Annotated in this window: 25 protein-coding genes; 17 read left to right on the forward strand and 8 right to left on the reverse strand. The window is 54.8% G+C overall.

What is annotated here, in order from left to right; genetic code table 11:
- Positions 1-2: 2 nt before the first annotated feature.
- Positions 3-1,163: a cystathionine gamma-synthase gene (gene metB / locus EDC54_RS15105; RefSeq protein WP_132458122.1), complete on the reverse strand. Its 1,161-nt coding sequence runs from the start codon at positions 1,161-1,163 to the stop codon at positions 3-5.
- 187 nt (positions 1,164-1,350) lie between these two features.
- Here metB and metJ point away from each other — a divergent pair, with 187 nt between their 5' ends.
- The 4 genes from metJ to EDC54_RS15125 all read left to right on the forward strand — a co-directional run bounded on the left by metJ (position 1,351) and on the right by EDC54_RS15125 (position 4,643).
- The gene (metJ, locus tag EDC54_RS15110) at positions 1,351-1,668 is read left to right on the forward strand and encodes a met regulon transcriptional regulator MetJ (RefSeq protein ID WP_132458125.1); all 318 of its coding nucleotides are present in this window, start codon (positions 1,351-1,353) and stop codon (positions 1,666-1,668) included.
- 202 nt (positions 1,669-1,870) lie between these two features.
- On the forward strand, positions 1,871-2,677 hold the full coding sequence (locus tag EDC54_RS15115; protein WP_132458128.1) for an ABC transporter ATP-binding protein: 807 nt from the start codon (positions 1,871-1,873) through the stop codon (positions 2,675-2,677).
- On the forward strand, positions 2,677-3,633 hold the full coding sequence (locus tag EDC54_RS15120) for an ABC transporter substrate-binding protein (RefSeq protein WP_132458131.1): 957 nt from the start codon (positions 2,677-2,679) through the stop codon (positions 3,631-3,633). Before EDC54_RS15115 ends, EDC54_RS15120 begins: the two co-directional genes overlap by 1 nt.
- On the forward strand, positions 3,630-4,643 hold the full coding sequence (locus EDC54_RS15125; RefSeq protein ID WP_132458134.1) for a FecCD family ABC transporter permease: 1,014 nt from the start codon (positions 3,630-3,632) through the stop codon (positions 4,641-4,643). The genes EDC54_RS15120 and EDC54_RS15125 overlap by 4 nt, the downstream gene beginning before the upstream one ends.
- A gap of 70 nt (positions 4,644-4,713) precedes the next feature.
- On the opposite strand, the gene rpmE is transcribed toward EDC54_RS15125, so the two are convergent.
- Positions 4,714-4,929, reverse strand: coding sequence for a 50S ribosomal protein L31 (gene rpmE / locus EDC54_RS15130; RefSeq protein WP_132458137.1), 216 nt, complete (start codon positions 4,927-4,929; stop codon positions 4,714-4,716).
- Between the two features lie 267 nt (positions 4,930-5,196).
- Here rpmE and priA point away from each other — a divergent pair, with 267 nt between their 5' ends.
- From priA to rraA, 7 genes are all read left to right on the forward strand, one after another.
- Positions 5,197-7,395 (forward strand): primosomal protein N', encoded by a 2,199-nt coding sequence (gene priA / locus EDC54_RS15135; RefSeq protein WP_132458140.1) that lies wholly within the window; start codon positions 5,197-5,199, stop codon positions 7,393-7,395.
- Positions 7,396-7,646: 251 nt separating this feature from the next.
- Entirely contained in the window at positions 7,647-8,690 is a 1,044-nt protein-coding gene (gene cytR, locus EDC54_RS15140) for a DNA-binding transcriptional regulator CytR (protein WP_132458143.1), read from the forward strand.
- A gap of 87 nt (positions 8,691-8,777) precedes the next feature.
- On the forward strand, positions 8,778-9,605 hold the full coding sequence (gene ftsN, locus EDC54_RS15145) for a cell division protein FtsN (protein ID WP_132458146.1): 828 nt from the start codon (positions 8,778-8,780) through the stop codon (positions 9,603-9,605).
- Positions 9,606-9,803: 198 nt separating this feature from the next.
- Positions 9,804-10,334 carry an ATP-dependent protease subunit HslV gene (gene hslV / locus EDC54_RS15150; RefSeq protein WP_048636608.1) on the forward strand — a complete coding sequence of 177 codons (531 nt, stop codon included), beginning with the start codon at positions 9,804-9,806 and terminating at the stop codon, positions 10,332-10,334.
- A 9-nt stretch (positions 10,335-10,343) separates the two neighbouring features.
- Positions 10,344-11,675: an HslU--HslV peptidase ATPase subunit gene (hslU, locus tag EDC54_RS15155; RefSeq protein ID WP_132458149.1), complete on the forward strand. Its 1,332-nt coding sequence runs from the start codon at positions 10,344-10,346 to the stop codon at positions 11,673-11,675.
- A gap of 143 nt (positions 11,676-11,818) precedes the next feature.
- Positions 11,819-12,736 (forward strand): 1,4-dihydroxy-2-naphthoate polyprenyltransferase, encoded by a 918-nt coding sequence (locus EDC54_RS15160; protein WP_132458152.1) that lies wholly within the window; start codon positions 11,819-11,821, stop codon positions 12,734-12,736.
- 118 nt (positions 12,737-12,854) lie between these two features.
- Positions 12,855-13,340, forward strand: a complete 486-nt coding sequence (rraA, locus tag EDC54_RS15165; RefSeq protein ID WP_132458155.1) for a ribonuclease E activity regulator RraA — start codon at positions 12,855-12,857, stop codon at positions 13,338-13,340.
- A 217-nt stretch (positions 13,341-13,557) separates the two neighbouring features.
- Here rraA and zapB read toward each other — a convergent pair whose 3' ends face one another.
- Positions 13,558-13,797: a septal ring assembly protein ZapB gene (zapB, locus tag EDC54_RS15170; protein ID WP_132458158.1), complete on the reverse strand. Its 240-nt coding sequence runs from the start codon at positions 13,795-13,797 to the stop codon at positions 13,558-13,560.
- A gap of 568 nt (positions 13,798-14,365) precedes the next feature.
- Between zapB and EDC54_RS15175 the strand changes: the two genes are divergently transcribed.
- The 4 genes from EDC54_RS15175 (at position 14,366) to fpr (ending at position 18,872) form a co-directional block, all read left to right on the forward strand.
- Positions 14,366-15,205, forward strand: a complete 840-nt coding sequence (locus EDC54_RS15175) for an MIP/aquaporin family protein (RefSeq protein ID WP_132458162.1) — start codon at positions 14,366-14,368, stop codon at positions 15,203-15,205.
- 54 nt (positions 15,206-15,259) lie between these two features.
- Complete coding sequence (gene glpK, locus EDC54_RS15180) at positions 15,260-16,771, forward strand: glycerol kinase GlpK (RefSeq protein ID WP_132458165.1); 1,512 nt, start codon at positions 15,260-15,262, stop codon at positions 16,769-16,771.
- A 240-nt stretch (positions 16,772-17,011) separates the two neighbouring features.
- On the forward strand, positions 17,012-18,022 hold the full coding sequence (glpX, locus tag EDC54_RS15185; protein WP_132458168.1) for a class II fructose-bisphosphatase: 1,011 nt from the start codon (positions 17,012-17,014) through the stop codon (positions 18,020-18,022).
- 103 nt (positions 18,023-18,125) lie between these two features.
- Positions 18,126-18,872, forward strand: a complete 747-nt coding sequence (fpr, locus tag EDC54_RS15190) for a ferredoxin--NADP(+) reductase (RefSeq protein WP_132458171.1) — start codon at positions 18,126-18,128, stop codon at positions 18,870-18,872.
- Between the two features lie 15 nt (positions 18,873-18,887).
- On the opposite strand, the gene EDC54_RS15195 is transcribed toward fpr, so the two are convergent.
- Positions 18,888-19,310, reverse strand: a complete 423-nt coding sequence (locus EDC54_RS15195; protein ID WP_132458174.1) for a DUF805 domain-containing protein — start codon at positions 19,308-19,310, stop codon at positions 18,888-18,890.
- 204 nt (positions 19,311-19,514) lie between these two features.
- Here EDC54_RS15195 and EDC54_RS15200 point away from each other — a divergent pair, with 204 nt between their 5' ends.
- The gene (locus EDC54_RS15200; protein WP_132458177.1) at positions 19,515-20,111 is read left to right on the forward strand and encodes a DUF1454 family protein; all 597 of its coding nucleotides are present in this window, start codon (positions 19,515-19,517) and stop codon (positions 20,109-20,111) included.
- Positions 20,112-20,253: 142 nt separating this feature from the next.
- Complete coding sequence (gene tpiA / locus EDC54_RS15205) at positions 20,254-21,021, forward strand: triose-phosphate isomerase (protein WP_132458180.1); 768 nt, start codon at positions 20,254-20,256, stop codon at positions 21,019-21,021.
- A gap of 223 nt (positions 21,022-21,244) precedes the next feature.
- Here the strand turns inward: tpiA and aguA are convergent, their stop codons facing one another.
- From aguA to EDC54_RS18110, 4 genes are all read right to left on the reverse strand, one after another.
- A complete protein-coding gene (gene aguA, locus EDC54_RS15210; RefSeq protein ID WP_132458183.1) occupies positions 21,245-22,348 on the reverse strand; it encodes an agmatine deiminase in 1,104 nt (367 codons plus the stop codon).
- Positions 22,349-22,351: 3 nt separating this feature from the next.
- Complete coding sequence (gene aguB, locus EDC54_RS15215) at positions 22,352-23,236, reverse strand: N-carbamoylputrescine amidase (protein ID WP_132458186.1); 885 nt, start codon at positions 23,234-23,236, stop codon at positions 22,352-22,354.
- 403 nt (positions 23,237-23,639) lie between these two features.
- Positions 23,640-24,137, reverse strand: a complete 498-nt coding sequence (locus EDC54_RS15220; RefSeq protein WP_132458189.1) for an MEKHLA domain-containing protein — start codon at positions 24,135-24,137, stop codon at positions 23,640-23,642.
- Entirely contained in the window at positions 24,134-25,183 is a 1,050-nt protein-coding gene (locus EDC54_RS18110) for a thiamine pyrophosphate-dependent enzyme (protein WP_230514540.1), read from the reverse strand. Before EDC54_RS18110 ends, EDC54_RS15220 begins: the two co-directional genes overlap by 4 nt.
- Between the last annotated feature and the right edge of the window lie 106 nt (positions 25,184-25,289).

The following is a 25,289-nucleotide window of genomic DNA, read 5'->3' on the forward strand; positions in this document are numbered from 1 at the left end:
TCTTACCTCTTCGCTGCGGCCTGAAACGCACGATCCAGATCGGCGACCAGATCATCGCCGTCTTCAATGCCGGTGGAAATACGCAGTAATGTTTCTGAAATACCCGCGGCAGCGCGCGCTTCAGGCGCCATGCCCGCATGCGTCATGGTTGCCGCATGGGAGATAAGACTCTCGACGCCGCCGAGCGATTCTGCCAGCGTGAACAGTTCCAGCGAGCCCAGAAAACGCCGGAGCGTATCTTCATCGCCGTCCAGCTCAAAACTTAACATGGCCCCAAAGCCGGATTGTTGACGACGGGCAATATCATGACCGGGATTGTTCGGCAAAGAAGGGTGATAGAGCGCTTTCACCTGCGGCTGCGTTTGTAAGTATTCAACCACCTGTAGCGCATTGCGCTGCGCTGCCGCCATACGCGGCGCTAACGTTCGCAGGCCGCGTAGCAGCAAATAGCTGTCAAACGCCGCACCGGTCACGCCGATATTGTTCGCCCACCAGGCCAGTTCAGTGATGGTATCGGCATCTTTGGCGATCACCGCGCCCGCCACCACATCGGAGTGACCGTTCAGGTATTTTGTGCATGAATGCACGACTAAATCCGCGCCCAGCGCCAGCGGCTGCTGCAACGCCGGACTCAGGAACGTGTTATCCACCACGCTGACCGCGCCCGCAGCGCGCGCAGCCTGACAAATCGCGGCGATATCGACGACACGCAACAGCGGGTTACTTGGACTTTCCACCAGCACCAGCTTTGGTTTTTCGGCCAGCGCCGCGTTAAGCGCAGCGGTATCACTTTGATCGACAAACTTAACGCGAAACGCACCACGCTGACTCAGGCTGTCAAACAGGCGATAGCTGCCGCCGTAACAGTCATGTGGGGCCACCAGCAGATCGCCGGGACGCAGGAACACCGTGCAAACCAGCATAATCGCCGACATTCCGCTGCCCGTCATTACCGCCCCCGCGCCGCCTTCCAGTTCAGCCAGCGCGCGCTGCACCACGTCCCGCGTCGGATTGCCGCGACGCGAATAGTCATGTAGGCGAGGCTGGTTGAAACCGGTAAAGTTATACGTACTGGAAAGGTGAATGGGGGGGACGACGCAGCCATACTGTTCATCATCATTTAACCCGCTGCGGACTGCGATCGTTGCCTGTTTACGCGTCATCGGCTCATTTCCTGACTTGAGGCTGAAAAGATAGGAACTTAAGAGTAAACTCAGATTCAATGGACGTCAATACATCTAGACATCTAAACCTCTTTGCGTATAGATTGAGCACAGGCAGAATAACCGTTAGAATCGTGGCATTTCATGACAGATGCTGTCTTCATTAGATTAATTTTTAAGGTATCCCATGGCTGAGTGGAACGGCGAGTATGTCAGCCCTTACGCTGAACACGGTAAAAAAAGCGAACAAGTCAAGAAGATAACAGTATCTATCCCTCTGAAAGTATTAAAGATACTGACTGACGAGCGTACACGTCGACAGGTCAATAACCTGCGTCATGCCACCAACAGCGAACTGCTGTGCGAGGCGTTTCTCCATGCCTTTACCGGGCAACCGCTACCGGATGATGATGACCTGCGTAAAGAACGCAGCGATGAAATTCCGGAAGAGGCGAAAGTCATCATGCGTGAAATGGGGATTGATCCGGATACGTGGGAATACTGACCGTCGCCAGTCACACGTTATAACGTCCCCGCCATCTGCCGGGGGCGTTATACCAATACCGCCGCTTATTAATTCTCCAGCCATTTCCTCTCTCCTTACTGGCTCCTCTTTCTCTTACGTTTTAACGTTTTAAATTGAGATTGATTTTAAATTGTTATGTTATAACATAACAATTCAATTTTAATGACGGCAGACCCGTATAATGACAGCCTCATGCTCTTCCTCCGCCATGTTGCTCCACATTCATCGCGTTTCCGTTGCCGGAGATCATCAGGCACCGAGACTCCGTGACATTTCGCTGTCCATGCATAATGGCGAACGTCTGGCGCTGATTGGCCCCAATGGCAGCGGAAAATCCACGCTGTTACGCGTTCTGACCAGTGAGCTCAGCGCCACAACAGGGTATGTCCGCCTGAACGGACAGCCTCTCGGCACGCTCTGTCGCGGTGAGCGGGCAAAACGTATCGCGATTCTGGCGCAAAACGACATGCCTGACCTGCGCCTGCGCGTCGAGGAATATGTTGCCTTAGGCCGAATTCCCCATCACGGGTGCAGCACGCCTTCACGCGACAGCCAACTTATCGAAGAAGCGCTGGACGATACGGGCTTATTACCTTTGCGCCACCGTCTGCTGGGCACCCTCTCCGGCGGGGAACGGCAGCGCGCCGCGCTGGCCCGCGCTTTTGCACAAACGCCACAGCTTCTGTTGCTGGACGAACCCACCAATCACCTCGATCCGTTGGCCCGGGCGCAGTTGCTCTCCCTCGTGCGCAAACGCGGCATTTCAACACTGGCGGTGCTGCACGATCTACCACTCATTACGCCTTTTGCCGATCGCGTCGCGGTTTTGCAACAAGGAAAGCTGCTCCGATGGGGCCTTCCCTCGCATGCACTGAGCGCCGATTGCGTGAAAACCGTGTTTGGAATGAACAGCTTTACTGTTCCCCACCCGGTCAACGGCTCACCCATCCGCATCTTTGAAGCCCCTGAATGCGCTAAGGAACCCTGATGAAACTCGCACTCCTGTCCGGACTGTTAATATTTACGTCGCTTTACGCCCACGCCTCCGGCTTTCCCGTCACGGTCGACAACTGCGGGCAACCGCTGACATTTACCCACTCCCCGCAACGCGCCGTCATTCACGACCTGAATATGACGGAAATGGCCTTTGCGCTTGGGTTACAAAAAAATATCGTCGGGCTGACCGGCATTACCGGCTGGTATAAAGCGTCCCCTGATTTTATTAAACAACAGTCCGCAATCCCCGAACTGGCGGAAAAATCTCCGACACTGGAAAATCTGCTGGCTGTGAATCCGGATTTCTTCTTTGCCGGCTGGAACTATGGCATGAAGGTCGGTGGCGAAGTTACGCCGCAGTCGCTGAAAAAATACGGCATCCAGACACTGGTACTGAGCGAAAGCTGTATTTTCACCGAACAGCAACGCCCACGCGCCAGCATGGATCTCCTCTACGGCGACATACTGAAACTGGGGAAAATCTTCGGTAAACAGGAACAGGCGCAAACGCTGATTGACGGCTGGAAACAGCAGATCGCCGCGTTAAAAACCCGCATTGGCCGTCGGCCGGCGCAAACCGTCTTCGTGTATGATTCCGGTGAGGATAAACCGTTCACCAGTGGGAAATTCGCCATGCCCACCGCGATTATTGAGGCGGCCGGCGGCAAAAATGTGATGGACGACATGGCAGCAAGTTGGGCCACAACCTCTTGGGAAAACGTCGCGGCCCACGAGCCGGACGTGATTATCCTGTTGGACTACCAGACGGGCAGCGGCGCAGACACCCTGCAACGCTTTCTGGAATCGCATCCGCTGATGAAATTCACACCTGCGGTGCGGCAGCAGCGCTATCTTAAGCTGCAATATGCGGAGCTGACCCCAGGACCCGCCAATATCGCGGCCATCGATAAACTGGCGCGTACGCTCTATCCGGATGCCTTTCAATGAGCCCGACGTCTTCACGCTATGTCGTGGTTTTCGCTACCGCGTGGCTGGTACTTCTAGGGTTGATGCTGCTGAATATTGCGACAGGCAGTACGACAATTCCCCTTACGCAGGTCGCAGGCGTATTGGGGCTCTCATCGTCGGATGCCTCACCGATGACATCACGCATCATTTTGGAACTGCGCATCCCCCGCAGCCTGCTGGCGGCGCTGTGCGGCGCGGGGTTAGCCATGGTCGGCGCCTTCTTACAAACGGCAACCCGCAACGAACTGGCCGACCCTTTTCTCTTTGGCCTTTCTGCCGGCGCATCCGCGGGCGCGGTCGCCGTCATCACGCGCTTCGGTGAACAACTCGGCGACTTGGCGCTGCCGGTAGCCGCCTTCTGTGGCGGCATCTTGTCGGCTATCGCCGTTATCGCGCTGTTTTTGCTGCAACGGGCGCGGGGTGCGGAGCGCCTGATCATTTGCGGGCTGGCCATCTCCTTTCTGTTCGGCGCATTGACGAACTATCTGGTCTTTTCCGGCGATCAGCGCGCCGCCAGCTCAATTCTTTTCTGGTCGCTGGGCGGCCTGGGTCTTGCCCGCTGGGATACCTTACCGTTCGCCGTCATCAGCGTCCTGCTGTTATTCGGTCTGACCGCCTTGCGCTGGCGTGCGCTCGACGCCCTGCTGGCAGGCAGTCAAACCGCCGTCTCAATGGGCGTGAATGTGCCTCGTGTTCGGGTGGAAATCTTTATCTGCTGTGCTTTTTCGACTTCACTTCTGGTGGCGCTGACCGGCGTGATCGGGTTTATCGGCCTGATGATCCCGCATCTGGCACGCCCGTTAAGCGGCGTTCTGCACAAAAAACTCCTGCCGATGACGGCCGTACTGGGCGCCATACTCCTGTCCGGTGGCGATTGGTTAAGCCGTCAACTGCTGGCGCCGCAGGAATTACCCATCGGGATTATTACGGCAGGGTTGGGGGGGATTTTTGTATTGGGATTGCTGCTAAAACAGTCGCGGGGGCATTAACACGCCAGAAACAACAAAGGCACCTTCCGGTGCCTTTGCGAAAATTACCGCGCTGATGAGCCGGTAAAACTTATTTTTTGCTGCCTGGAACGGAGAAACGCTTGTTGAAGCGATCAACACGGCCACCGGTCGCAACATCACGCTGTTTGCCAGTGTAGAACGGATGGCATTCGCCACATACGTCCAGGTTCAGGTCACGACCCACGGTTGAATGGGTTTTGATCACGTTACCGCAAGAACACGTTACAGTAACTTCAGAATAATTCGGGTGAATACCTTTTTTCATGGGAAACCTCTGTTAAGGCCGTGTCGCTATCCAGCCCTGTTCCGCCAGACACCACACGAAAGTGAGTAAAGTAGCCTATTATGCAAACGGCATAATGGCGGCGGATCATACAGAAACTCCCCCCCTGATGCAATCGCATCCATACATTATCCCTTGCAGCATGTACACTAACGCCCTGCTTTATTGCCATCGGCGTCGCACGTAATACAAACTATGCCGTTATTCCGGTGTGTTACGTCAATTAACGTCGAATTTCACGGAGAGGTTATGTCTGTCGCTCAGGTCGCGTTGCCCGTGCCATTGGCGCGTACGTTCGATTATCTGCTACCCGCAGGGGGAATCGCTCCGCAGGTCGGCGCACGCGTCAGCGTTCCTTTCGGCAATCGTAAAGCGATCGGCATTATTACCGCACTGAGCAACACCAGCGAACTTCCACTTGAACAATTAAAACCCGTGCATGACGTTTTGGACGAACAGCCGCTGTTTCCCCCCAGCCTGTGGCGCATTTTACTGTGGGCGGTCGATTATTATCACTACCCGATTGGCGAAGTGTTATTTCATGCGCTGCCAATATTACTGCGTCAGGGGAAACCCGCTCACCACGCGCCGCTGTGGCAGTGGTTTGCCACCGAACAAGGGCGAGCGACCCCGCTTGACACCCTCAAGCGCGCCGCCAAACAGCAGCAGGCGCTGGCGGCGTTGCTGCAATCACCGATTTATCGCCATCAGGTAAGCGAAGCCGGATTGACGGAAACGGCCTTACAGGCATTGCGCAGCAAAGGGTTATGCGAGCTGAAAGCGGCAGAACAGCCCCTCCAGGATTGGCGCCAGCAGTTTAGTCTGGCGACCGACCGGCTGCGCCTGAATACCGAACAGGCGACCGCCGTCGGCGCTATTCGCAGCGAAGATAACCATTTTGCCGCCTGGCTGCTGGCAGGCATCACCGGTTCGGGTAAAACCGAGGTCTACCTCAGCGTTTTGGAAAACGTGCTGGCGCAGGGAAAACAGGCGCTGGTTCTGGTGCCCGAAATCGGCCTGACGCCACAAACTATCGCCCGCTTTCGCGAACGTTTTCACGCCCCGGTGGATGTGCTGCACTCTGCGCTCAACGACAGTGAGCGCCTCGCCGTCTGGCTACGCGCCCGCAGCGGTGAAGCGGCGATTGTGATCGGCACTCGCTCAGCGCTATTTACGCCGTTTGCCCGTCTGGGGCTGATTATCATTGACGAGGAACACGACAGCTCCTACAAGCAGCAGGAAGGCTGGCGTTATCATGCACGCGATTTAGCGGTATTCCGCGCCAGAGAAGAAAACATTCCGATCGTGATGGGGACGGCGACGCCCGCGCTGGAAACGCTGTATAACGTACAGATCGGCAAATATCGACGGCTGAATTTGACTAAAAGAGCGGGGAATGCCGCGCTGGCTAAACAGCACATCATCGATCTGAAGGGGCTGCCGTTGACGGCCGGGCTGTCCCAGCCGCTGATCGCGCGTATCCGTCACCATCTGACGAACGATAATCAGGTCATTTTATTCCTCAACCGCCGCGGCTTCGCTCCCGTGGTGATGTGCCACGAGTGCGGTTGGATCGCAGAATGTCCGCGCTGCGATCACTACTATACCTACCACCAGCACCAGAAAATGCTGCGCTGCCACCACTGCGACAGCCAGCGTCCGGTTCCGCAACAGTGCCCCGGCTGCGGCTCCACACATCTGGTGCCCGTCGGTCTGGGCACTGAGCAGTTGGAGCAAAGCCTCGCCCCGATCTTTCCAACGGTCCCGATTACCCGCATTGACCGGGACACCACCAGCCGCAAAGGCGCGCTTGAACAGCAACTCTCACAGGTCAGACAAGGGGGAGCGCGAATACTCATCGGCACACAGATGTTGGCGAAAGGCCACCACTTCCCCGATGTCACGCTGGTTGCCTTACTGGACGTTGACGGTTCGCTGTTCTCTGCCGATTTCCGCGCGGCAGAGCGTTTCGCGCAGCTCTATACGCAGGTAGCCGGTCGTGCAGGACGCGCCGGTAAAGCGGGCGAAGTGGCGCTACAAACCCACCATCCGGAGCATCCGTTATTGCAAACGCTACTGCAACAGGGATACGACGCCTTTGCCAGCCAGGCGTTGAGCGAACGAAAAAGCGTTTTCCTGCCGCCGTTTACCAACCACATCGTCTTTCGTGCTGACGATCACGATAATCAGCAAGCCGCATTATTCCTACAGCAACTGCGTAATCTGCTGGAAGCCAGCCCGCTGCGGGATGACATGCTCTGGCTGCTGGGCCCGGTACCGGCTTTGCAGCCCAAACGCGCGGGCCGTTTCCGCTGGCAGTTGCTGTTACAGCACCCTTCCAGAGCACGGCTACAGAAACTGGTCAGAACGTCACTCACGCTGATCGGAACGCTGCCGCAGGCGCGTAAAGTAAAATGGGTGCTGGACGTCGACCCCACAGACGGCTAGCGTTTTCATTGAGTCAGCCTGGATTTCACCCGCTATTTTTGCGAACGGCGTCCAGAACACGATATTCATCACACTTTCGATGCAAATTAAGCAACAAAAGTGGCGTTCAATCTGTTATCTCTATTTACACAGGCGGTTTGCTGCCATGCAATTGCCACGATCATAGAAAGAGTCTCTGTCATCATAGCCAGCAGGCAGGATCGCCCCGCTGACTGTCAGCGCCAGTTAACGCTGACGCAAGGAGAAAAGCGTTGAAGCAGAAGAAAGGCGTCACCACGGCGACGATGAAAAATGTGGCGGATGAGGCCGGCGTCTCTACCGCTACGGTATCCCGAACCTTAATGAATCCGGAAAAAGTTTCGGCGGCCACACGCAGGAAAGTCGAGCAGGCCGCCGTCGCCGTTGGCTATTCGCCCCACGCGCTGAACAGAAACCTCAAGCGCAACGAATCGCGGACGATCCTGACGATCGTGCCGGATATTTGCGATCCTTACTTCTCCGAAATCTTTCGCGGAATCGAGGAAACCGCCGCTGAACACGGTTATCTGGTGTTGATTGGCGACTGTGCCCACCAGCACCAGAGAGAAAAAACCTTTGTCGATCTGATCATGACTAAACAGATTGACGGCATGCTATTACTCGGTTCAGACCTGCCGTTTGACACCGGGCATGAGGAACAACGCAATCTGCCGCCGATGGTAATGGCAAATGAGTTTGCCCCGGATCTGGCGCTCCCTACCGTACACATCGATAACCTGACCGCCGCCTTTGAAGCCGTGCATTATCTGTATCAGGCGGGCCATCAACGTATTGCCTGCATTGCCGGCCCGGAACATATGCACCTGAGCCAATACCGTTTGCAGGGATATATTCAGGCGCTGCGCCGCAGCGGCATTCTTATTGATAATCAGTACATTTTTCGGGGCGATTTCACCTACGAAACGGGGATTAACGGCCTGATTACGCTTATGCAGCACCCACAGCCTCCCAGTGCTATCTTTTGTCACAACGATCTCATCGCGCTGGGCGTTCTGGCGCAAGCCAAAAAAATGGGGCTGGATGTACCGCGCGATCTCTCAGTCGTCGGCTTCGATGACATTGAACAGGCACAATACTGCTGGCCGCCGCTGACGTCCGTCGCACAGCCGCGCTATCAGATAGGGCGTGAAGCCATGCTGCTACTCTTAGAGCAGCTACAGGGCAATACGGTACAAAGCGGTTCCCGGTTGCTGTCGAGCGAGCTGGTGATACGCGATAGCGTCGCGGCGCCAAATCACGTCCGCAACAGGCTTTAAGAATTCAGGTGCTGGTCAAATATTTGAGGGTTCAGTAACATGGCCTTTAATGACATCATTTAACGAAGAACTCACAGCGAAACGACAGTGGCACAAAGAGACTACGTCAAACGGGGGCGTTCATCAGGAACGCGTCGGAAAACGACAAATAGCCGGAGAAAAGGCAACGCTTCAGGTGCGTCCAAAACCATGATCGCGCTGGCTGTCGCCGTGTTGGTCACCTTCGCGGGCGGTCTGTATTTCATCGCTCATAACAAACCCGAAGAGTCGCCCATCCTGCCACACCAGAATACAGGCAAAGGGAATGGGCTGCCGCCCAAACCGGAAGAGCGCTGGCGTTATATTAAAGAACTGGAAAATCGTCAGATAGGCGTCGCCACGCCGAAGGAACCTTCCGCTGGCGGTGAGATTCAGTCGCCGGTACAGTTGACGGATGAACAACGTCAACTGCTGGAACAGATGCAATCAGATATGCGTCGTCAGCCGACGCCGCTTTCCGAAGTGCCCTATAACGATCAGACGCAGGTTCCGCGCTCACAGGTGACGATTAAGCCATCACCGCAGCCGATAGCGCCTCCGGCTGTCACCGCGCCGCCCGCCGCTCGTACGCCTGCGGTGACGCAAACCACGCCGGTCGCGCCGAAGCCACAGCCAGCCAAACAGCCTGATGCGCCCAAAGCAGAAAAAACCCAGCGCTGGGCGATTCAATGCGGTTCCTTCAAAACGATGGAGCCTGCCGAGTCCGTGAGAGCGCAGTTGGCGTTTGCGGGGTTTGAAAGCCGTATCACCTCTAGCGGCGGTTGGAACCGTATTATGCTGGGGCCTTATAACAACCGGGCTGCGGCAGACAGCATGCTTAAACGTCTTAAAGGCGCGGGGACATCAAACTGTATCCCGCTAGCCAGCGGGGGTTGAAAAACCCCACGCTTTCCCCCATCTATAACATCAATGTGCCCCGAGTCATGTGGGCAGTGCCGGGCAGATAAGCATCGAGAGCAGGCAGTGTGAGGCGTTGTAAACGTTCGCCTCACCCTGTTTTTCCTGTGATGGGCGCGAAATCGTTGGCATTGCGTATGACGCGGGGAGTCTTTTTCTTTAAACGGGGACCGACTCGTGACAACAATTGTAAGCGTACGCCGCAACGGCCATGTGGTCATTGGCGGTGATGGACAAGCCACTCTGGGCAACACCGTCATGAAAGGCAACGTGCGTAAGGTACGTCGCCTCTACAATGACCGCGTTATTGCGGGTTTCGCTGGCGGGACAGCGGATGCCTTCACCCTCTTCGAACTGTTTGAACGTAAGCTGGAACTGCATCAGGGCCATCTGGTGAAAGCCGCCGTCGAACTGGCAAAAGACTGGCGCACCGACCGTATGCTGCGCCGGCTGGAAGCGTTGCTGGCGGTGGCGGATGAAAACGCCTCGCTGATCATTACCGGCAATGGCGATGTCGTACAGCCTGAGAATGATCTCATCGCCATTGGTTCCGGCGGCCCTTATGCACAGGCGGCGGCCCGTGCCTTGCTGGAAAACACTGAACTGAGCGCCCGCGATATCGTCGAGAAATCTCTGGGGATTGCCGGCGACATTTGTATCTACACCAACCAGTTCCACACGATAGAAGAATTAGCCTCCAAGGCGTAAGGATCAACCATGTCTGAAATGACCCCACGCGAGATAGTCAGCGAACTCGACAGCTATATTATCGGCCAGAATAAAGCGAAACGCGCTGTCGCCATTGCGCTACGTAACCGCTGGCGCCGTATGCAGTTGGACGACGCGCTGCGTCATGAAGTGACGCCGAAAAACATTCTGATGATCGGCCCGACCGGTGTGGGTAAAACCGAGATAGCCCGCCGTCTGGCGAAGCTCGCCAACGCGCCGTTTATCAAAGTGGAGGCGACCAAATTCACCGAAGTCGGCTATGTCGGTAAGGAAGTCGACTCCATCATCCGCGATCTGACGGATTCTGCGATCAAAATGGTGCGTCACCAGTCCATCGAAAAAAATCGCTTCCGCGCGGAAGAGATGGCGGAAGAACGCATTCTGGACGTACTGATTCCACCCGCGAAAAACAACTGGGGACAGGCGGAAAGCGCACAGGAGCCATCCGCCGCACGTCAGGCCTTCCGCAAGAAACTGCGTGAAGGCCAGTTGGATGATAAAGAAATTGAGATCGATCTGGCTGCCGCGCCGATGGGCGTCGAAATCATGGCGCCGCCGGGCATGGAAGAGATGACCAACCAGCTACAGTCCATGTTCCAGAATCTGGCGGGCCAGAAACAGAAAGCCCGTAAGGTCAAGATCAAAGAAGCCTTCAAGCTGCTGGTGGAAGAAGAAGCGGCCAAGCTGGTGAACCCCGAAGAGCTGAAACAGCAGGCGATTGACGCCGTTGAACAGCACGGTATCGTGTTCGTCGACGAGATTGATAAAATCTGTAAGCGCGGTGAGAGCTCAGGGCCGGATGTCTCGCGCGAAGGCGTCCAGCGCGACCTGTTGCCGCTGGTCGAAGGCTGCACTGTCTCCACCAAGCACGGTATGGTCAAAACCGACCATATCCTGTTTATCGCTTCCGGCGCGTTTCAGGTTGCCAGCCCGTCCGATCTGATTCCAGAATTGCAGGGGCGACTGCCTATCCGCGTGGAGTTACAGGCGCTGACGACAGAAGATTTCGAACGCATCCTGACGGAACCGAGCGCCTCGTTGACTGAACAGTACAAAGCGCTGATGGCGACCGAAGGCGTAGAGGTTTCATTTACCGCCGACGGCATCCGTCGTATCGCCGAAGCGGCATGGCAGGTCAATGAAAGCACCGAAAACATCGGCGCGCGCCGTTTGCATACCGTGATGGAGCGATTGATTGAAGAGGTGTCTTACGACGCCAGCGAAATGAACGGCCAAAGCGTTGTCATTGACGCTGAATATGTCCGTAATCATCTGGATGAATTAGTCGCAGATGAAGATCTAAGCCGATTTATCTTATAATCCGTTTTCGCGGATCGCACGATTAACGGTAAAGTGGGAGGCGCAGGCCTCCCACTTTCATTTCTGACGCCGCCATCACTGACTTTTTTGTTTATAAACGGATGATTCACCCAATGAATCGTCAATAAAAATTGAAGCACACCATGACTTTATCGACCCATAGCAATAAAACAAAAGCCTGGCTGGACAGTCTGCGTCCAAAAACGTTGCCATTAGCTTTTGCGTCCATCGTTACCGGCTCGGCGATCGCGAGCTGGCATAGCAGCTTTAAACCGGGAGTGGCGCTACTGGCGCTGTTGACGGCGGGATTACTGCAAATCCTGTCCAATCTGGCGAACGACTATGGCGATGCGGTGAAAGGCAGCGACACCAAGGAGCGCATCGGGCCGCTGCGGGGTATCCAAACGGGCATGATCACCTTATCGCAGCTGCGTCATGCGCTGATTGTCACCGTCGCGCTCACGATTATTTCCGGGGTGTCATTGGTCATTGTGGCTTGTGAAAAACCAGAGGATATCTTCGGCTTCCTGATCCTGGGGCTGCTGGCCATTGTCGCCGCCATCACCTACACCGTCGGCAATAAGCCGTATGGTTATATCGGGCTCGGCGATATCTCGGTGCTGATTTTTTTCGGCTGGCTTAGCGTGGCGGGCTCCTACTATCTGCAAACGGGCTATTTCGACAGCATCGTCATGCTGCCAGCCACGGCCTGCGGTCTGCTGGCAACGGCGGTATTGAATATTAACAACCTGCGCGATATCGATAACGATCGTATCAGCGGTAAAAACACGCTGGCGGTCAGACTGGGGGCGGAAAAAGCACGTTTCTATCACACGATACTGCTCTTGCTGGCGCCGGTTTGCCTTGGCTTATTCGCCACGTTTTATCTGCACAGTCTGGCGGGCTGGCTCTTTATTCTTACACTACCGCTGCTGATTAAGCAGGCGTGCTATGTGCTGCGTGAAACCAGCGCCTTTAGCATGCGTCCGATGTTAGAAAAAACGGTAAAAGGCGCGTTGCTGACCAACATTTTGTTCGCTGTTGGCGTGTTATTGAGTTAAGCACGCCTGCAAAGCGCCTCATTTACTGATGCGTATCAAGTTAACATTTGATGATTTTGCCAACAGCGTCCGGAAAGAGATATACTCACTACCCCAGCGGCAAACTGACACGAATCCTATGAAATACGATACTTCCGAGCTGTGTGATATCCACCATGAAGAGGTGAATGTAGTTGAGCCTCTGTTCTCTAACTTTGGTGGGCGTACTTCATTTGGTGGCAAAATCACCACGGTGAAATGTTTTGAGGATAATGGCCTGCTGTACGATCTCCTCGAAGAGAACGGCCTCGGGCGCGTGCTTCTGGTGGATGGCGGGGGTTCGGTGCGCCGCGCGTTGGTTGACGCGGAACTCGCCCAGTTAGCGACCCAAAACGAGTGGGAAGGTATTGTCGTTTATGGCGCCGTCCGTCAGGTCGACGATCTGGCTGAACTGGATATCGGTATTCAGGCAATGGCGGCCATTCCGGTCGGGGCCGGCAGCGAAGGCATTGGCGAGAGCGATATTCGCGTCAACTTCGGTGGCGTCACCTTCTTTTCCGGCGACCATTTGTATGCCGATAATACCGGTATTATTCTGTCGGAAGATCCACTGGATATTGAATAATATCATTGGATTGTCAGAGACAGGCGACGACCGCGAAGGCGTTTGTCACCACATACTGATACGCTCAAAGCACACGGGTATGAATCTCATCCCTGAGATTCGCCCTATCAGGGCCGTCGCCAGCGACGTTCAGGCGCGTTCCCCTGATACGGCCTTTTATCACCGCGATCGCTCAGTGAAACGGACATTTCAAATCGCCGGACAAGCAACGGTTCGCTTAGACCTCTTCCATTTTGCCTAGCAGCGCGCGCAGACGCTCTTGCCACGCCACCTGTTCTTCTTTCAACTGCTCGTTCTCGCGCACCAGCGCTTCACGCGAACCCGCTGCCGCCTGAACATCCTGCGACAGCGCATTGTTCTGCTCTTTCAGCTCTTCAATTTCCATTTGCAACAGCGTGATAGTATCAATCGCCTGCTGAACTTTCGCTTCCAGCTTTTCAAACACTTCAAATGACATTCTTCAAACCCCTTTTAATCGCAACAAGGCAAAGATCGGTTAACGCTGGCTTTCAGATTCTGCGCACCAACAGCCAATGGCGCCGTTTCGTCCAGCCGTAAACGTAATCCTGACCACGGGACGGCTGGCAAGGCAGACCATAGCGAAATTGTATGTAGCCAATGGCACCCTGTCTAGCGCATATCCCCCACCCGGCGAGTGTGGCAGCTTTTCCGGCTTAACACTATCAGTACAAACTGAAAAATGGGCGATACGCAGCAAACCATAAGCAGTATTGACTAAAAAGCAGGCAAAAGAACGGTGGAAACAGATTCATCCCCGCGCCGCACAAACAAACAGGTTAAAAAATTTTCTATTCGATAACATTAAGCGTTTGAGAAACGCCATACCATGTCATTTTCTAAGCGAATACGCTCATTTATTTGACGAACAACACACATTTTAATTTCGATATTTCTCGTTTTCGAACATTAACGATAAATTCACATCATTAATACATTTAGAATAGAGGATGCCGCAAGACGGCCCCTTAAAACCGCAACTCTCTACGTTACCAGCAGGAAAAAATATGAGCCAAGCAGAACGTTCTACGCTAAAAGGCCAGTGCATCGCTGAATTCCTCGGCACCGGTCTGCTGATTTTCTTCGGTGTCGGCTGCGTTGCCGCGATGAAACTGGCGGGCGCCAGCTTTGGACAATGGGAAATCAGCATCATCTGGGGGCTCGGGGTCGCGATGGCAATCTACCTGACCGCCGCCATTTCCGGTGCTCACCTCAACCCGGCAGTGACCATCGCCCTGTGGCTGTTTGCCTGCTTTGATGGACGTAAGGTCGTGCCTTATATTCTGGCGCAGATCGCCGGTGCATTCTGTGCCGCGGCGTTGGTCTACGGTCTGTATCACAGCCTGTTTGTGGATTTTGAACACGCCAACAATATGGTACGAGGCAGCACGGAAAGTCTGGATTTAGCCGGTATTTTCTCTACCTACCCGAATCCGCACATTTCCGTCATTCAGGCATTACTGGTTGAAACCGTCATCACGGCCATTTTAATGTGCCTGATCCTGGCGCTGACCGATGACGGCAACGGTATCCCACGCGGTCCGCTCGCTCCGCTGCTCATCGGTATTCTGATTGCCGTCATCGGTGCGTCCATGGGGCCGCTGACCGGTTTCGCCCTCAACCCGGCGCGTGATTTCGGTCCCAAACTGTTCGCGTTCCTGGCAGGCTGGGGGAATGTGGCCTTTACCGGCGCACGCGAGATCCCTTACTTCCTGGTTCCTGTCTTCGGCCCCATTATCGGTGCCTGTCTGGGCGCCTTCGGCTATCGCGCATTAATCGGGCGCAATCTGCCATGCGATGTGTGCGACCCCAATACAGAAACTGCCACACGTCGTGAAAGCCGTTAAACTTAACGCTACAACCATCCTAATTCCACGGTTAATCATTACAGGATTGGACTTATGAACCCGGAAAAAAAATATATTGTCGCACTTGACCAGGGCACAACCAGTTCCCGCGCAGTCGTGCTGGATCACGACGCCAACATCATTAGCGTTTCACAGCGTGAATTCGGTCAGATCTACCCCAAAGCCGGTTGGGTAGAGCACGACCCGATGGAGATATGGGCATCGCAAAGCTCAACGCTGGTCGAGGTGCTCGCCAAAGCGGGTATCAGTTCAGATGAAGTAGCGGGTATCGGCATCACCAACCAGCGTGAAACCACCGTCGTATGGGAAAAAGAAACCGGTAAGCCGATTTATAACGCCATCGTCTGGCAGTGTCGCCGCACCGCCGATATCTGCGAAAAAATCAAGAAAGACGGGCTGGAAGACTATGTTCGTAACACCACCGGGCTGGTCGTCGATCCCTACTTTTCCGGCACTAAGGTGAAATGGATACTGGATCACGTTGAAGGCTCGCGCGAACGCGCCAAACGCGGCGAACTGTTATTCGGTACGATCGATACCTGGCTGATTTGGAAAATGACACAGGGACGCGTTCACGTAACGGATTACACCAACGCTTCCCGTACTATGTTATTTAATATCCACACGCTGGAGTGGGATACCCGCATGCTGGACGTGCTGGACATCCCCATTGAAATGCTGCCGGAGGTGCGTGCGTCCTCAGAAATCTACGGTCAAACCAATATCGGCGGTAAAGGCGGTACGCGTATTCCTATCGCCGGTATCGCAGGCGACCAGCAGGCTGCGCTCTATGGTCAGCTCTGCGTCCATTCGGGGATGGCGAAAAATACCTATGGCACCGGCTGCTTCCTGCTGATGAATACCGGTAAAGAAGCCGTGCGCTCCAAACACGGTTTGCTGACCACCATCGCCTGTGGCCCACGCGGTGAAGTGAATTATGCGCTGGAAGGGTCGGTATTCGTTGGCGGCGCATCAATCCAATGGCTGCGCGATGAGCTGAAGCTGATCAGTGATTCGATGGATTCCGAATACTTCGCAACGAAAGTGAAAGATACCAACGGCGTGTATGTCGTGCCGGCGTTCACCGGGCTGGGCGCCCCCTACTGGGATCCCTACGCACGTGGCGCCATCTTCGGCCTGACCCGTGGCGTCAATGCCAACCACATTATCCGCGCGACGCTGGAATCCATCGCCTTCCAGACCCGAGACGTACTGGATGCGATGCAGGCCGACGCCGACACGCGCCTGAAAGCGCTGCGTGTTGACGGCGGAGCGGTAACCAACAACTTCCTGATGCAGTTCCAGTCGGACATTCTCGGCACGCGCGTGGAACGCCCGGAAGTCCGTGAAGTCACCGCGCTGGGCGCGGCTTTCCTCGCCGGGCTGGCGACCGGTTTCTGGAACGATCTGGACGAAGTGAAAAGCAAGGCCACGATCGAGCGCGAATTCCGCCCCAGCATCGAAACGGTAGAGCGCAACTACCGCTACAGCGGCTGGCAAAAAGCCGTGGCGCGTGCCCGCAACTGGGAAGATCACGACGCCTGATCCGCCATGGCGGGCGCGCCTGTCGCGCCCGTTTTTTCCTCTCGTTCAACCGCCGCCCTTCCCCCGTGTGATAAAATCCCCGCCCACATCCTCATGGCGATCGTTTAAGCACCGAGATACCGGGGCGACCACGGTGCGGCATCCCTGCGGGAACCTCATCACCGAGTTTCCCCTGAATCCGGGCTTAAAGTGGCTAACATGAGGCCAACTCTTTTCCCGATCGATAACAGACAGGTATTTATGAAACGTGAATTAGCCATCGAGTTCTCGCGCGTCACTGAAGCAGCCGCGCTGGCAGGCTATAAGTGGTTAGGTCGTGGCGATAAGAATGCCGCCGACAACGCCGCCGTACAGGCGATGCGAATCATGCTGAATCAGGTCAACATCAACGGTCAGATTGTCATCGGCGAAGGGGAAATCGACGAAGCGCCGATGTTGTTCATCGGCGAGCAGGTCGGCACCGGTCAGGGCGATGCCGTGGATATCGCCGTCGACCCGATTGAAGGCACACGAATGACGGCGATGGGCCAGGCGAATGCGCTGGCGGTATTGGCCGTCGGCGAAAAAGGCGCGTTTCTGCACGCCCCGGATATGTACATGGAGAAGCTGATCGTCGGTCCGCAAGCGAAAGGGGCGATTGATCTCAACCTGCCGCTGGCGGACAACCTGCGTAATGTCGCGATCAAGCTGGGTAAACCGCTCAGCCAGCTCACCGTGATTACGCTGGCCAAACCGCGACACGATGCCTGCATCGCGGAAATGCAGCAGTTGGGGGTGAAAGTGTTCGCCATTCCAGACGGCGACGTGGCCGCCTCGATCCTCACTTGCATGCCGGACAGCGAAGTTGACGTGCTGTACGGCATCGGTGGCGCGCCGGAAGGGGTGATCTCGGCTGCCGTGATCCGCGCGCTCGACGGCGATATGCAGGGGCGTCTGCTGGCACGTCATCAGGTCAAAGGTGATAACGCGGAAAACCGCCGCATCGGTGAAAGCGAATGGGTACGCTGTCAGCAAATGGGGATCGCAGTCGGTAGCGTCTTGAAGCTCGATGACATGGCGCGTAACGATAACGTGATATTCTCCGCGACCGGCATCACCAAAGGCGATCTGCTCGACGGGATCGCGCGCAAAGGCAATATGGCCACCACGGAAACGCTACTGATCCGCGGCAAATCCCGCACGATCCGCCGCATTAAATCTACGCACTATCTGGATCGTAAGGATCGCTCACTGCACGAATTTCTGCTGTAGCAGGCTCGCCACGGCAAACTGCTTGTTTAACAGTTGTTAATAAATAGCGTATCTTAGGCGCTCGGGTATCGGCGTCTAACGATAGCAACAGGAGCAACAAAATATGGCTGAATGGGTGACAGGCAAAGTGATTCAGGTGGAAAACTGGACCGAGAGTCTGTTTAGCATTCGGGTTCACGCGCCTACCGATTCATTCACCGCCGGGCAGTATGGCAAGCTGGCGCTGGAAATTAATGGCGAAAAAGTGCAGCGCGCTTATTCCTATGTGAATGCGCCCAGCGATCCCACACTGGAGTTCTATCTGGTGACCGTGCCGGAAGGCAAACTCAGCCCCCATCTGCATGCGCTACGGCCCGGTTCGGAAATCATGCTCGTCAAAGAGGCCGCGGGCTTCTTCGTACTGGAAGAAGTTCCGGACTGTGACACGCTATGGATGCTGGCGACAGGCACGGGCATCGGCCCCTATCTGTCGATTCTTCAGGAAGGCAAGGATCTGGAACGTTTTAAAAACATCGTACTGGTTCACGCCGCCCGATTCTCGCGCGATCTAAGCTATCTGCCGCTGATGCAGCAATTACAGCAGCGTTACCACGACAAACTGCGTATCCAAACGGTGGTCAGCCGGGAAGAAGAGGTCGGTTCGTTAACCGGGCGTATTCCCGCACTGATCGGCAACGGCGCGTTGGAAGCGGCCGTGGGCCTGCCGATCGATGCTGAGACAAGCCACGTGATGCTATGCGGTAACCCGCAGATGGTTCGCGATACTCAGCAGTTGCTGAAAGAAGAGCGGAAAATGACCAAACACCTGCGCCGCAGGTCCGGTCATATCACGGCAGAGAACTATTGGTAAAATGAGCGCAACCCATCAGAGGCGGAAGCGAAACGGCGCCGCCTCTGCGCCAAAGCGGTTTTCCCCTTTTGTCCCCAGAAAAACGCCGCAGTCAAGCAGCGTCATCACTACAATCAGGATGGGCAGAAACCGGCCAATTCCCCAATGCCAGAGGGAAGAGAACATCGTCCAGTTGCCCGCCGCCAGCACCCACGCGACGACGAGCAGCAGCGCCCACCAGCCGCTCTTGTTACGATCATGAAGTCGCTTTACGACGATCGCCGCCGTCGGCCACAGCAACACCACCAACCCGAAAGCCGTGGACTGCGTATCCAGCCAGCGCTGGCCGGATAACGTAAACAGTACCGCCATCAGCGCCAGCCAAATGGCCATCCAGAGCCAGAAATCACGACGGCCAATCCGGCCTTTAAACGAGAAGCACCACTGCTGTAATGTCATTAATGATAACACCCTGAATTGTCAGCCTGTCTGGCCATCGTCATCCGTATTTTATTCGGATTGATTTTACCCCAACCCGGCGATGAACCCGCAACCTTTACGCGATTTTGGGCAACGAAGCACAATTTTTGACAACGACGTGCAAATGCCGCTTTAATTGCCGTTATCGGCCTGAACCTCTCCTGAAGTGACTGACCTATCCTTATGACACGAAAACGCATCGCCTCACTGTTAATTTTATCATCGCTGGCGCTGTACCTACCCCATGCGGGGGCCGATCCGACGTTTCCGCCGAAAACCGCCGCCAATGCGCCATACCTGCTGGCGGGTGCGCCAACCTTCGACCAGACCATCACCCAGTTCCGAACACGCTATAACCTGAGTAACCCGACGCTGCCGATTGGCGAATTTCGCGTTGTCGATACCGGCATCGCCAGCACGCTGACGCGCGCGGCCAGCCGGATTAACGACACGCTGTACGCTTCAACGGCGCTGGAAAAAGGCACGGGGAAAATCAAAACGTTGCAAATCACCTGGCTGCCAAAGCAGCAGAGCGAACAAGAAACGGCGGCACGCCGTAAGCAGGCTATCGGCTATATGGCAGCGCTGGCGCGCGCGTTCACCCCCGCGCTGACAGAAGAACAGAGTGTGAAAAAAATTGCCGAACTGCTGGAAAAAGGCAAAGGCCAACGTATTTATCAGCAAACGGAAGGGGCTTTGCGTTATGTGGTTGCAGATAGCGGTGAAAAAGGGCTAACGTTTGCTGTTGAACCGATTAAGCTAACGTTATCCGAACCGTGATCAACACAGTAATTAATGACGAAAAACAGAGCCACGGCTACGTTTCGTCTCTATACTGTTGGCAGGTCATATTGCCAGATGGCAGTACGCTTTTATTCATTAACACATTGATTCACTCGCGATTCCGGCTGGAGGAAAAAAGATGCGACATCCATTAGTTATGGGTAACTGGAAGCTGAACGGCAGCACTCACATGGTCAACGAGCTGATCGCGGGGCTGCGTAAAGAACTCAGCGCCGTTGACGGCTGCGGCATAGCGATCGCCCCCCCTGCGCTCTACCTCGATCAGGCGAACCATCAATTGGCGGGCAGCCGTATTGCGCTGGGCGCACAAAACGTTGATGTTAATCTCTCCGGCGCATTTACCGGCGAAACCTCTGCGGAGATGCTGAAAGACATCGGCGCGAAATACATCATCATCGGTCACTCCGAGCGCCGCACCTATCACAAAGAAAGCGATGAATTCATCGCCAAGAAATTTGGCGTGCTGAAAGAAACGGGCCTGATTCCGGTGCTGTGCATTGGCGAAACCGAAGCAGAAAACGAAGCGGGTCAGACGGAAGCCGTGTGCGCTCGTCAACTGGACGCCGTTCTGAACACGCTGGGTGCGAAAGCGTTTGAAAATACCGTTATCGCCTACGAGCCGGTATGGGCTATCGGTACCGGCAAATCCGCCACGCCTGCGCAGGCGCAGGCCGTGCATAAATTTATCCGCGATCATATCGCCAAGCAGGATGCCGCCGTTGCCGAGCAGGTTATCATCCAGTACGGCGGGTCGGTTAACGCGGCCAATGCCGCAGAGCTGTTCACCCAGCCGGACATCGACGGCGCGCTGGTTGGCGGCGCGTCACTGAAAGCCGATGCCTTCGCCGTCATCGTAAAAGCCGCCGCAGACGCGAAGCGCGCCTAAACGTTCAGAAGAAACGGGCGAGCAAGCATTCGTCCGATCAAAAAGCCGGTTCACGCTATCGCGCCAACCGGCTTTTTTAGCATTTCACCACGTAGATTGCTTTCGTTCAGAAACCATCCAGCAGAAAATCGAGGGCATCTGAACGATAGCCGTCAGGCCGTGTTCCTTGTGTGACGGGCGTTCCCTGCCCGCCATATCCTGAAGCCATAAGCGATGGAGGTCGTTACTTCACCGCAGGAATTTGCTGCGTAATGCAGTGAATATTTCCCCCGCCGAGCAGAATTTCCCGCGCAGGCACGCCGCTAATCAGGTAGCCAGGGAACATCTGTTGCAGCAGATCGCGCGCAGCGTCGTCCGTCTTTTCATCCAGCAACGGGAAAACAATGTGCTGATTGCTAATCAGGAAATTAACATACGACCCCGCCAGACGGGAGCCGGCAAGACGCTCAACCGCATCACCGTTGTCCACGCCCTGCGCCTCCTCTTCGGTAGCATACAGCGGACCGGGAGCGGGCAATTTCCAGATTTTCAGCTCACGTCCCCGCGCATCTCGCGCCGCCGACAGCACCTCATAGGCCGCCACGGAGCGCGTATACTGCGGATCGTTTTCATCATCCGTCCAGTGCAGCGCCACTTCACCGGGACGCACGAAACAGCACATGTTATCGATATGGCCGTCGGTCTCGTCGTTGTAAACTCCCTCTTCCAGCCAGATCACCGTCGAGATACCAAGGTAATCACGCATGAGCTGTTCGATCTCGTCCTTAGTCAGATGCGGGTTGCGGTTTGGGTTTAACAGGCACTCCGCCGTGGTCAGCAACGTCCCTTCGCCATCGACATGGATCGAGCCGCCTTCCAGAATCAGCGGCGCGGCATAACGTGCATTCTGATGATACGCCAGCACCTGCTCGGCGACCTTCTCATCCAAACGCCAGTCCTCATACAGACCGCCCAGCTCGCCGCCCCAGGCGTTGAACCGCCAGTCAATGCCCCGACGTTCACCCGCCTGATTCAGCACCATGGTCGGCCCGGTGTCGCGCATCCAGGCGTCATCGCTTTCCATTTCCACCAGCGTGACGTTCACCGGCATTATTTTTTGCGCATCCGCCATATACCGCGCCGGTACACCCATAATAACCGGCGTCGTTTGAGTAATGGCTTCCGCCACGCGCGCGAACGTTTTCTGCGCCGGAACGCCCTGTTCACGCCAGTTGTCGGTACGATACGGCCAAATCATCCATACGGCTTCTTGCGGCGCCCATTCAGCGGGCATCGCAAAACCATCCTGATTCGGCGTCGTGAGATGAGGGGTCGCTAACTGTGACATGGCTTATCTCCGGGTCTTGCCGTCAGAACTGGCAATCGTGCCATACATTTCCGGGCGACGATCGCGGAACAGTCCCCACGACGCGCGCTGTTCATCAATCGCATCCAAATCAAATTCATGCACCAGTACGGTTTCATCCGTTTTGTTCGCCTGTTTCACCAGCGCCCCGGTTTGATCCGCGATGAAAGACGAGCCGTAGAACGTCATTTCCAGACCATCGATATATTTGCTGGCTTCCGTACCGATGCGGTTGGAGGCAATCACCGGCACCAGATTCGCCGCGGCATGTCCTTGCTGTACGCGAGTCCAGTGCGGCTGGCTGTCAATTTCCGGATAGGCCGGTTCAGAGCCAATGGCGGTCGGGTAAAAAATCAGCTCTGCCCCTTGCAATGCCAGGCTGCGAGCGGTTTCCGGGAACCATTGATCCCAGCAAATACCTACGCCGATTTTCGCGTAGCGCGTCTGCCAGACTTTAAATCCGGTGTCGCCCGGAATGAAGAACTGCTTTTCCTGATACGCCGGGCCGTTTGGAATGTGTGTTTTGCGGTAAACATCCAGCACAGAGCCATCGGCGTCAATCACCACCAGCGAGTTATAGTAAGCGTTGTTGGCACGTTCAAAGAAGCTCAGCGGCAGCACCACGTTCAGCTCCGCCGCCAGTGCGGAAAAGTGCTGAATCAGCGGGCTGGATCCCAGCGCCTGCGCCAGCGCATAGTGCTCAGGACTTTGATCGATACAGAAATACGGCGCGGCGAACAGTTCCTGAATCAGGATAATCTGCGCGCCTTGAGCATGCGCTTGCCGCACCAGTTTTTCAGCGTTTTCGATATTTTTGGGCAGATCCCAGGAACACGCCATTTGTGTTGCGGCAACGGTAACTTTTTTCATGCGAAAACCTCAATAATAACGATAAATACCCGCCCTTTTTCCCGCAGGTATCGGCAATAAGTGTTTCTTTCGATCACGATGACGCATCGGCGCTCACCAGCGCATCCCTAACGAGTGTAGGCCAACCCGCCGACTCATGCCCGACGGGAATGTCACGTTAAGGTATTGACCGAAAATGACAGGCGCATTATGCCAGTTAATGGGCTGCGAGAATCATAAAAAAACACCCCGCCAGCATACCGCTCGCAGGGTGGAAAAACTGATTTTCTCGCCGAGAAGAGGAATATAGACGCATGACACAACGCCATCTCCAACGCCGGTAATTCGCGATATCAGCATCAACATGAGCGCGATCTGCCTCCGGCAGATCCGTTTCATTATTGGCTGCCTGAAAAAAGGCCGCTCACCTTTGCTGATATCGCTCGGTGAACTCGACAGCGCCGTTGGGAGAAGGCCAAAATAACGCCGCAATCGCAAATACATGCCCAGTGGTGTCGCTGACCTTCCACAGCTTGCCATCATAAATAGTGAACGTCTCACCATGTTTATTGATGCGCTCACCAGAGTAGTTGCAGACGATATCATGGGTATTTAGCTGATTAAGAGCAGCCTGCCTTTCTTCTCGGTTAGCAGATGTGGCACTCATTTTGGACGGCATGCCCAGGAACGCTTCCTCGGTATACTTGAACTGATTTAAAGCACATTGATTCGCATAAATAAATGTCGGTTCTTCGGCAATCTTATGCGCTAGTAAAGCATATGGCGCGTCATGGTGTATCCATAGAAACCTGTCGTTGACGTCCTCGGGACAAGGTAAAGATTCACCGCTTATTTTTAAAAGAGACGCGTCTATTTCCTGAACTAAACGTCTTTCTATCGCAAATCTGTTTGAATCACTCATAAGTTGTGTGCTCTCGGGTTTAATCCTAGCGTTTGCAGCGGATCTACAGGTATCTCCACCAGAATGGATCTGCTCCTCCGACTTCCGATTTTATTTAAAATTTCATCCAGATTACTTAAATCATCATTGACCTTCTCTGCGTCCCATCCACACGCTCGCGCCACGCCACAATAGTCAATCTCTGTTAAGCGTGAATGATAACGATCTTCGCTAACCTCTGGCATGATGATAGGTAGCCCTTGGCCTACAATAGAAAAGTAAGCGTTATTCAGCAAAAAAATGACAATGCCAAAATCCCGGGCCTCCCCTAGCGCTCCAGAGAACAGGCGAAAACAGCCATCTCCGGTAAAGATGAAAACCGAAGAGTCTGGTGAAGCTATTTTAGTGCCAACGGCCGCGCCGAAAGCCCCGCCCATCGCTGACCCTCGGTATAGCGAGTAAGAACGCAAATGACTATTAGGCCTTTGAGTGACATATTGTCTGTCTTTATAGGCTAGGCAGACATCATCAAATACGACCGAATTCTCCGGCCACCATTCGTGAAGCCGTAAATAAAATGCGGCCATATCGACATAACCTGCCCGTGGGGGTAAAACTTCCCGGTGATTGAGATTATCAGGTGACGGCGGACATGGCTGATTTAGAAAATGTTGCTTTTCGGCCTCACTTAGTAGGCCTCTAAGTAGGTCATCTAACGGGCCATATACATGGTAATATTTTCCTTTTGCATGATGTTTAAAACTATCACCGATAGTGCCATAAGCATTTTCAATATTGGTCAGAAAAAAGGTTTCTAACGCATTGAACGGTTTATGGTTTGTCGTATATTCATCGGGTGTTGCGCCAATCACGAGCAGAATATCATTGCTATCAATGGCATTGTAAAGAGACATTGCCTCATCATTGCCACCAAATGAAATATATCCATAACCATATTTATTATCTGCTGATATAGCGTTTGCACCATTTATGCTCCATACCACAGCACATTTTAGCGCATAACTTAATTTCGTCGTCAATTCAGCAGCATGGGGATAACGCGCCATTTCCTCACCGACCAAAACGACAATTCGTCGGTCAGTGACACTTGTCCGGAATACATCATAAAATTCCGATACCGCTAACCTTGAACCGTTATTTACGCATTCCTCT

Source organism: Samsonia erythrinae (assembly GCF_004342665.1).
GTDB lineage: Bacteria > Pseudomonadota > Gammaproteobacteria > Enterobacterales > Enterobacteriaceae > Samsonia > Samsonia erythrinae.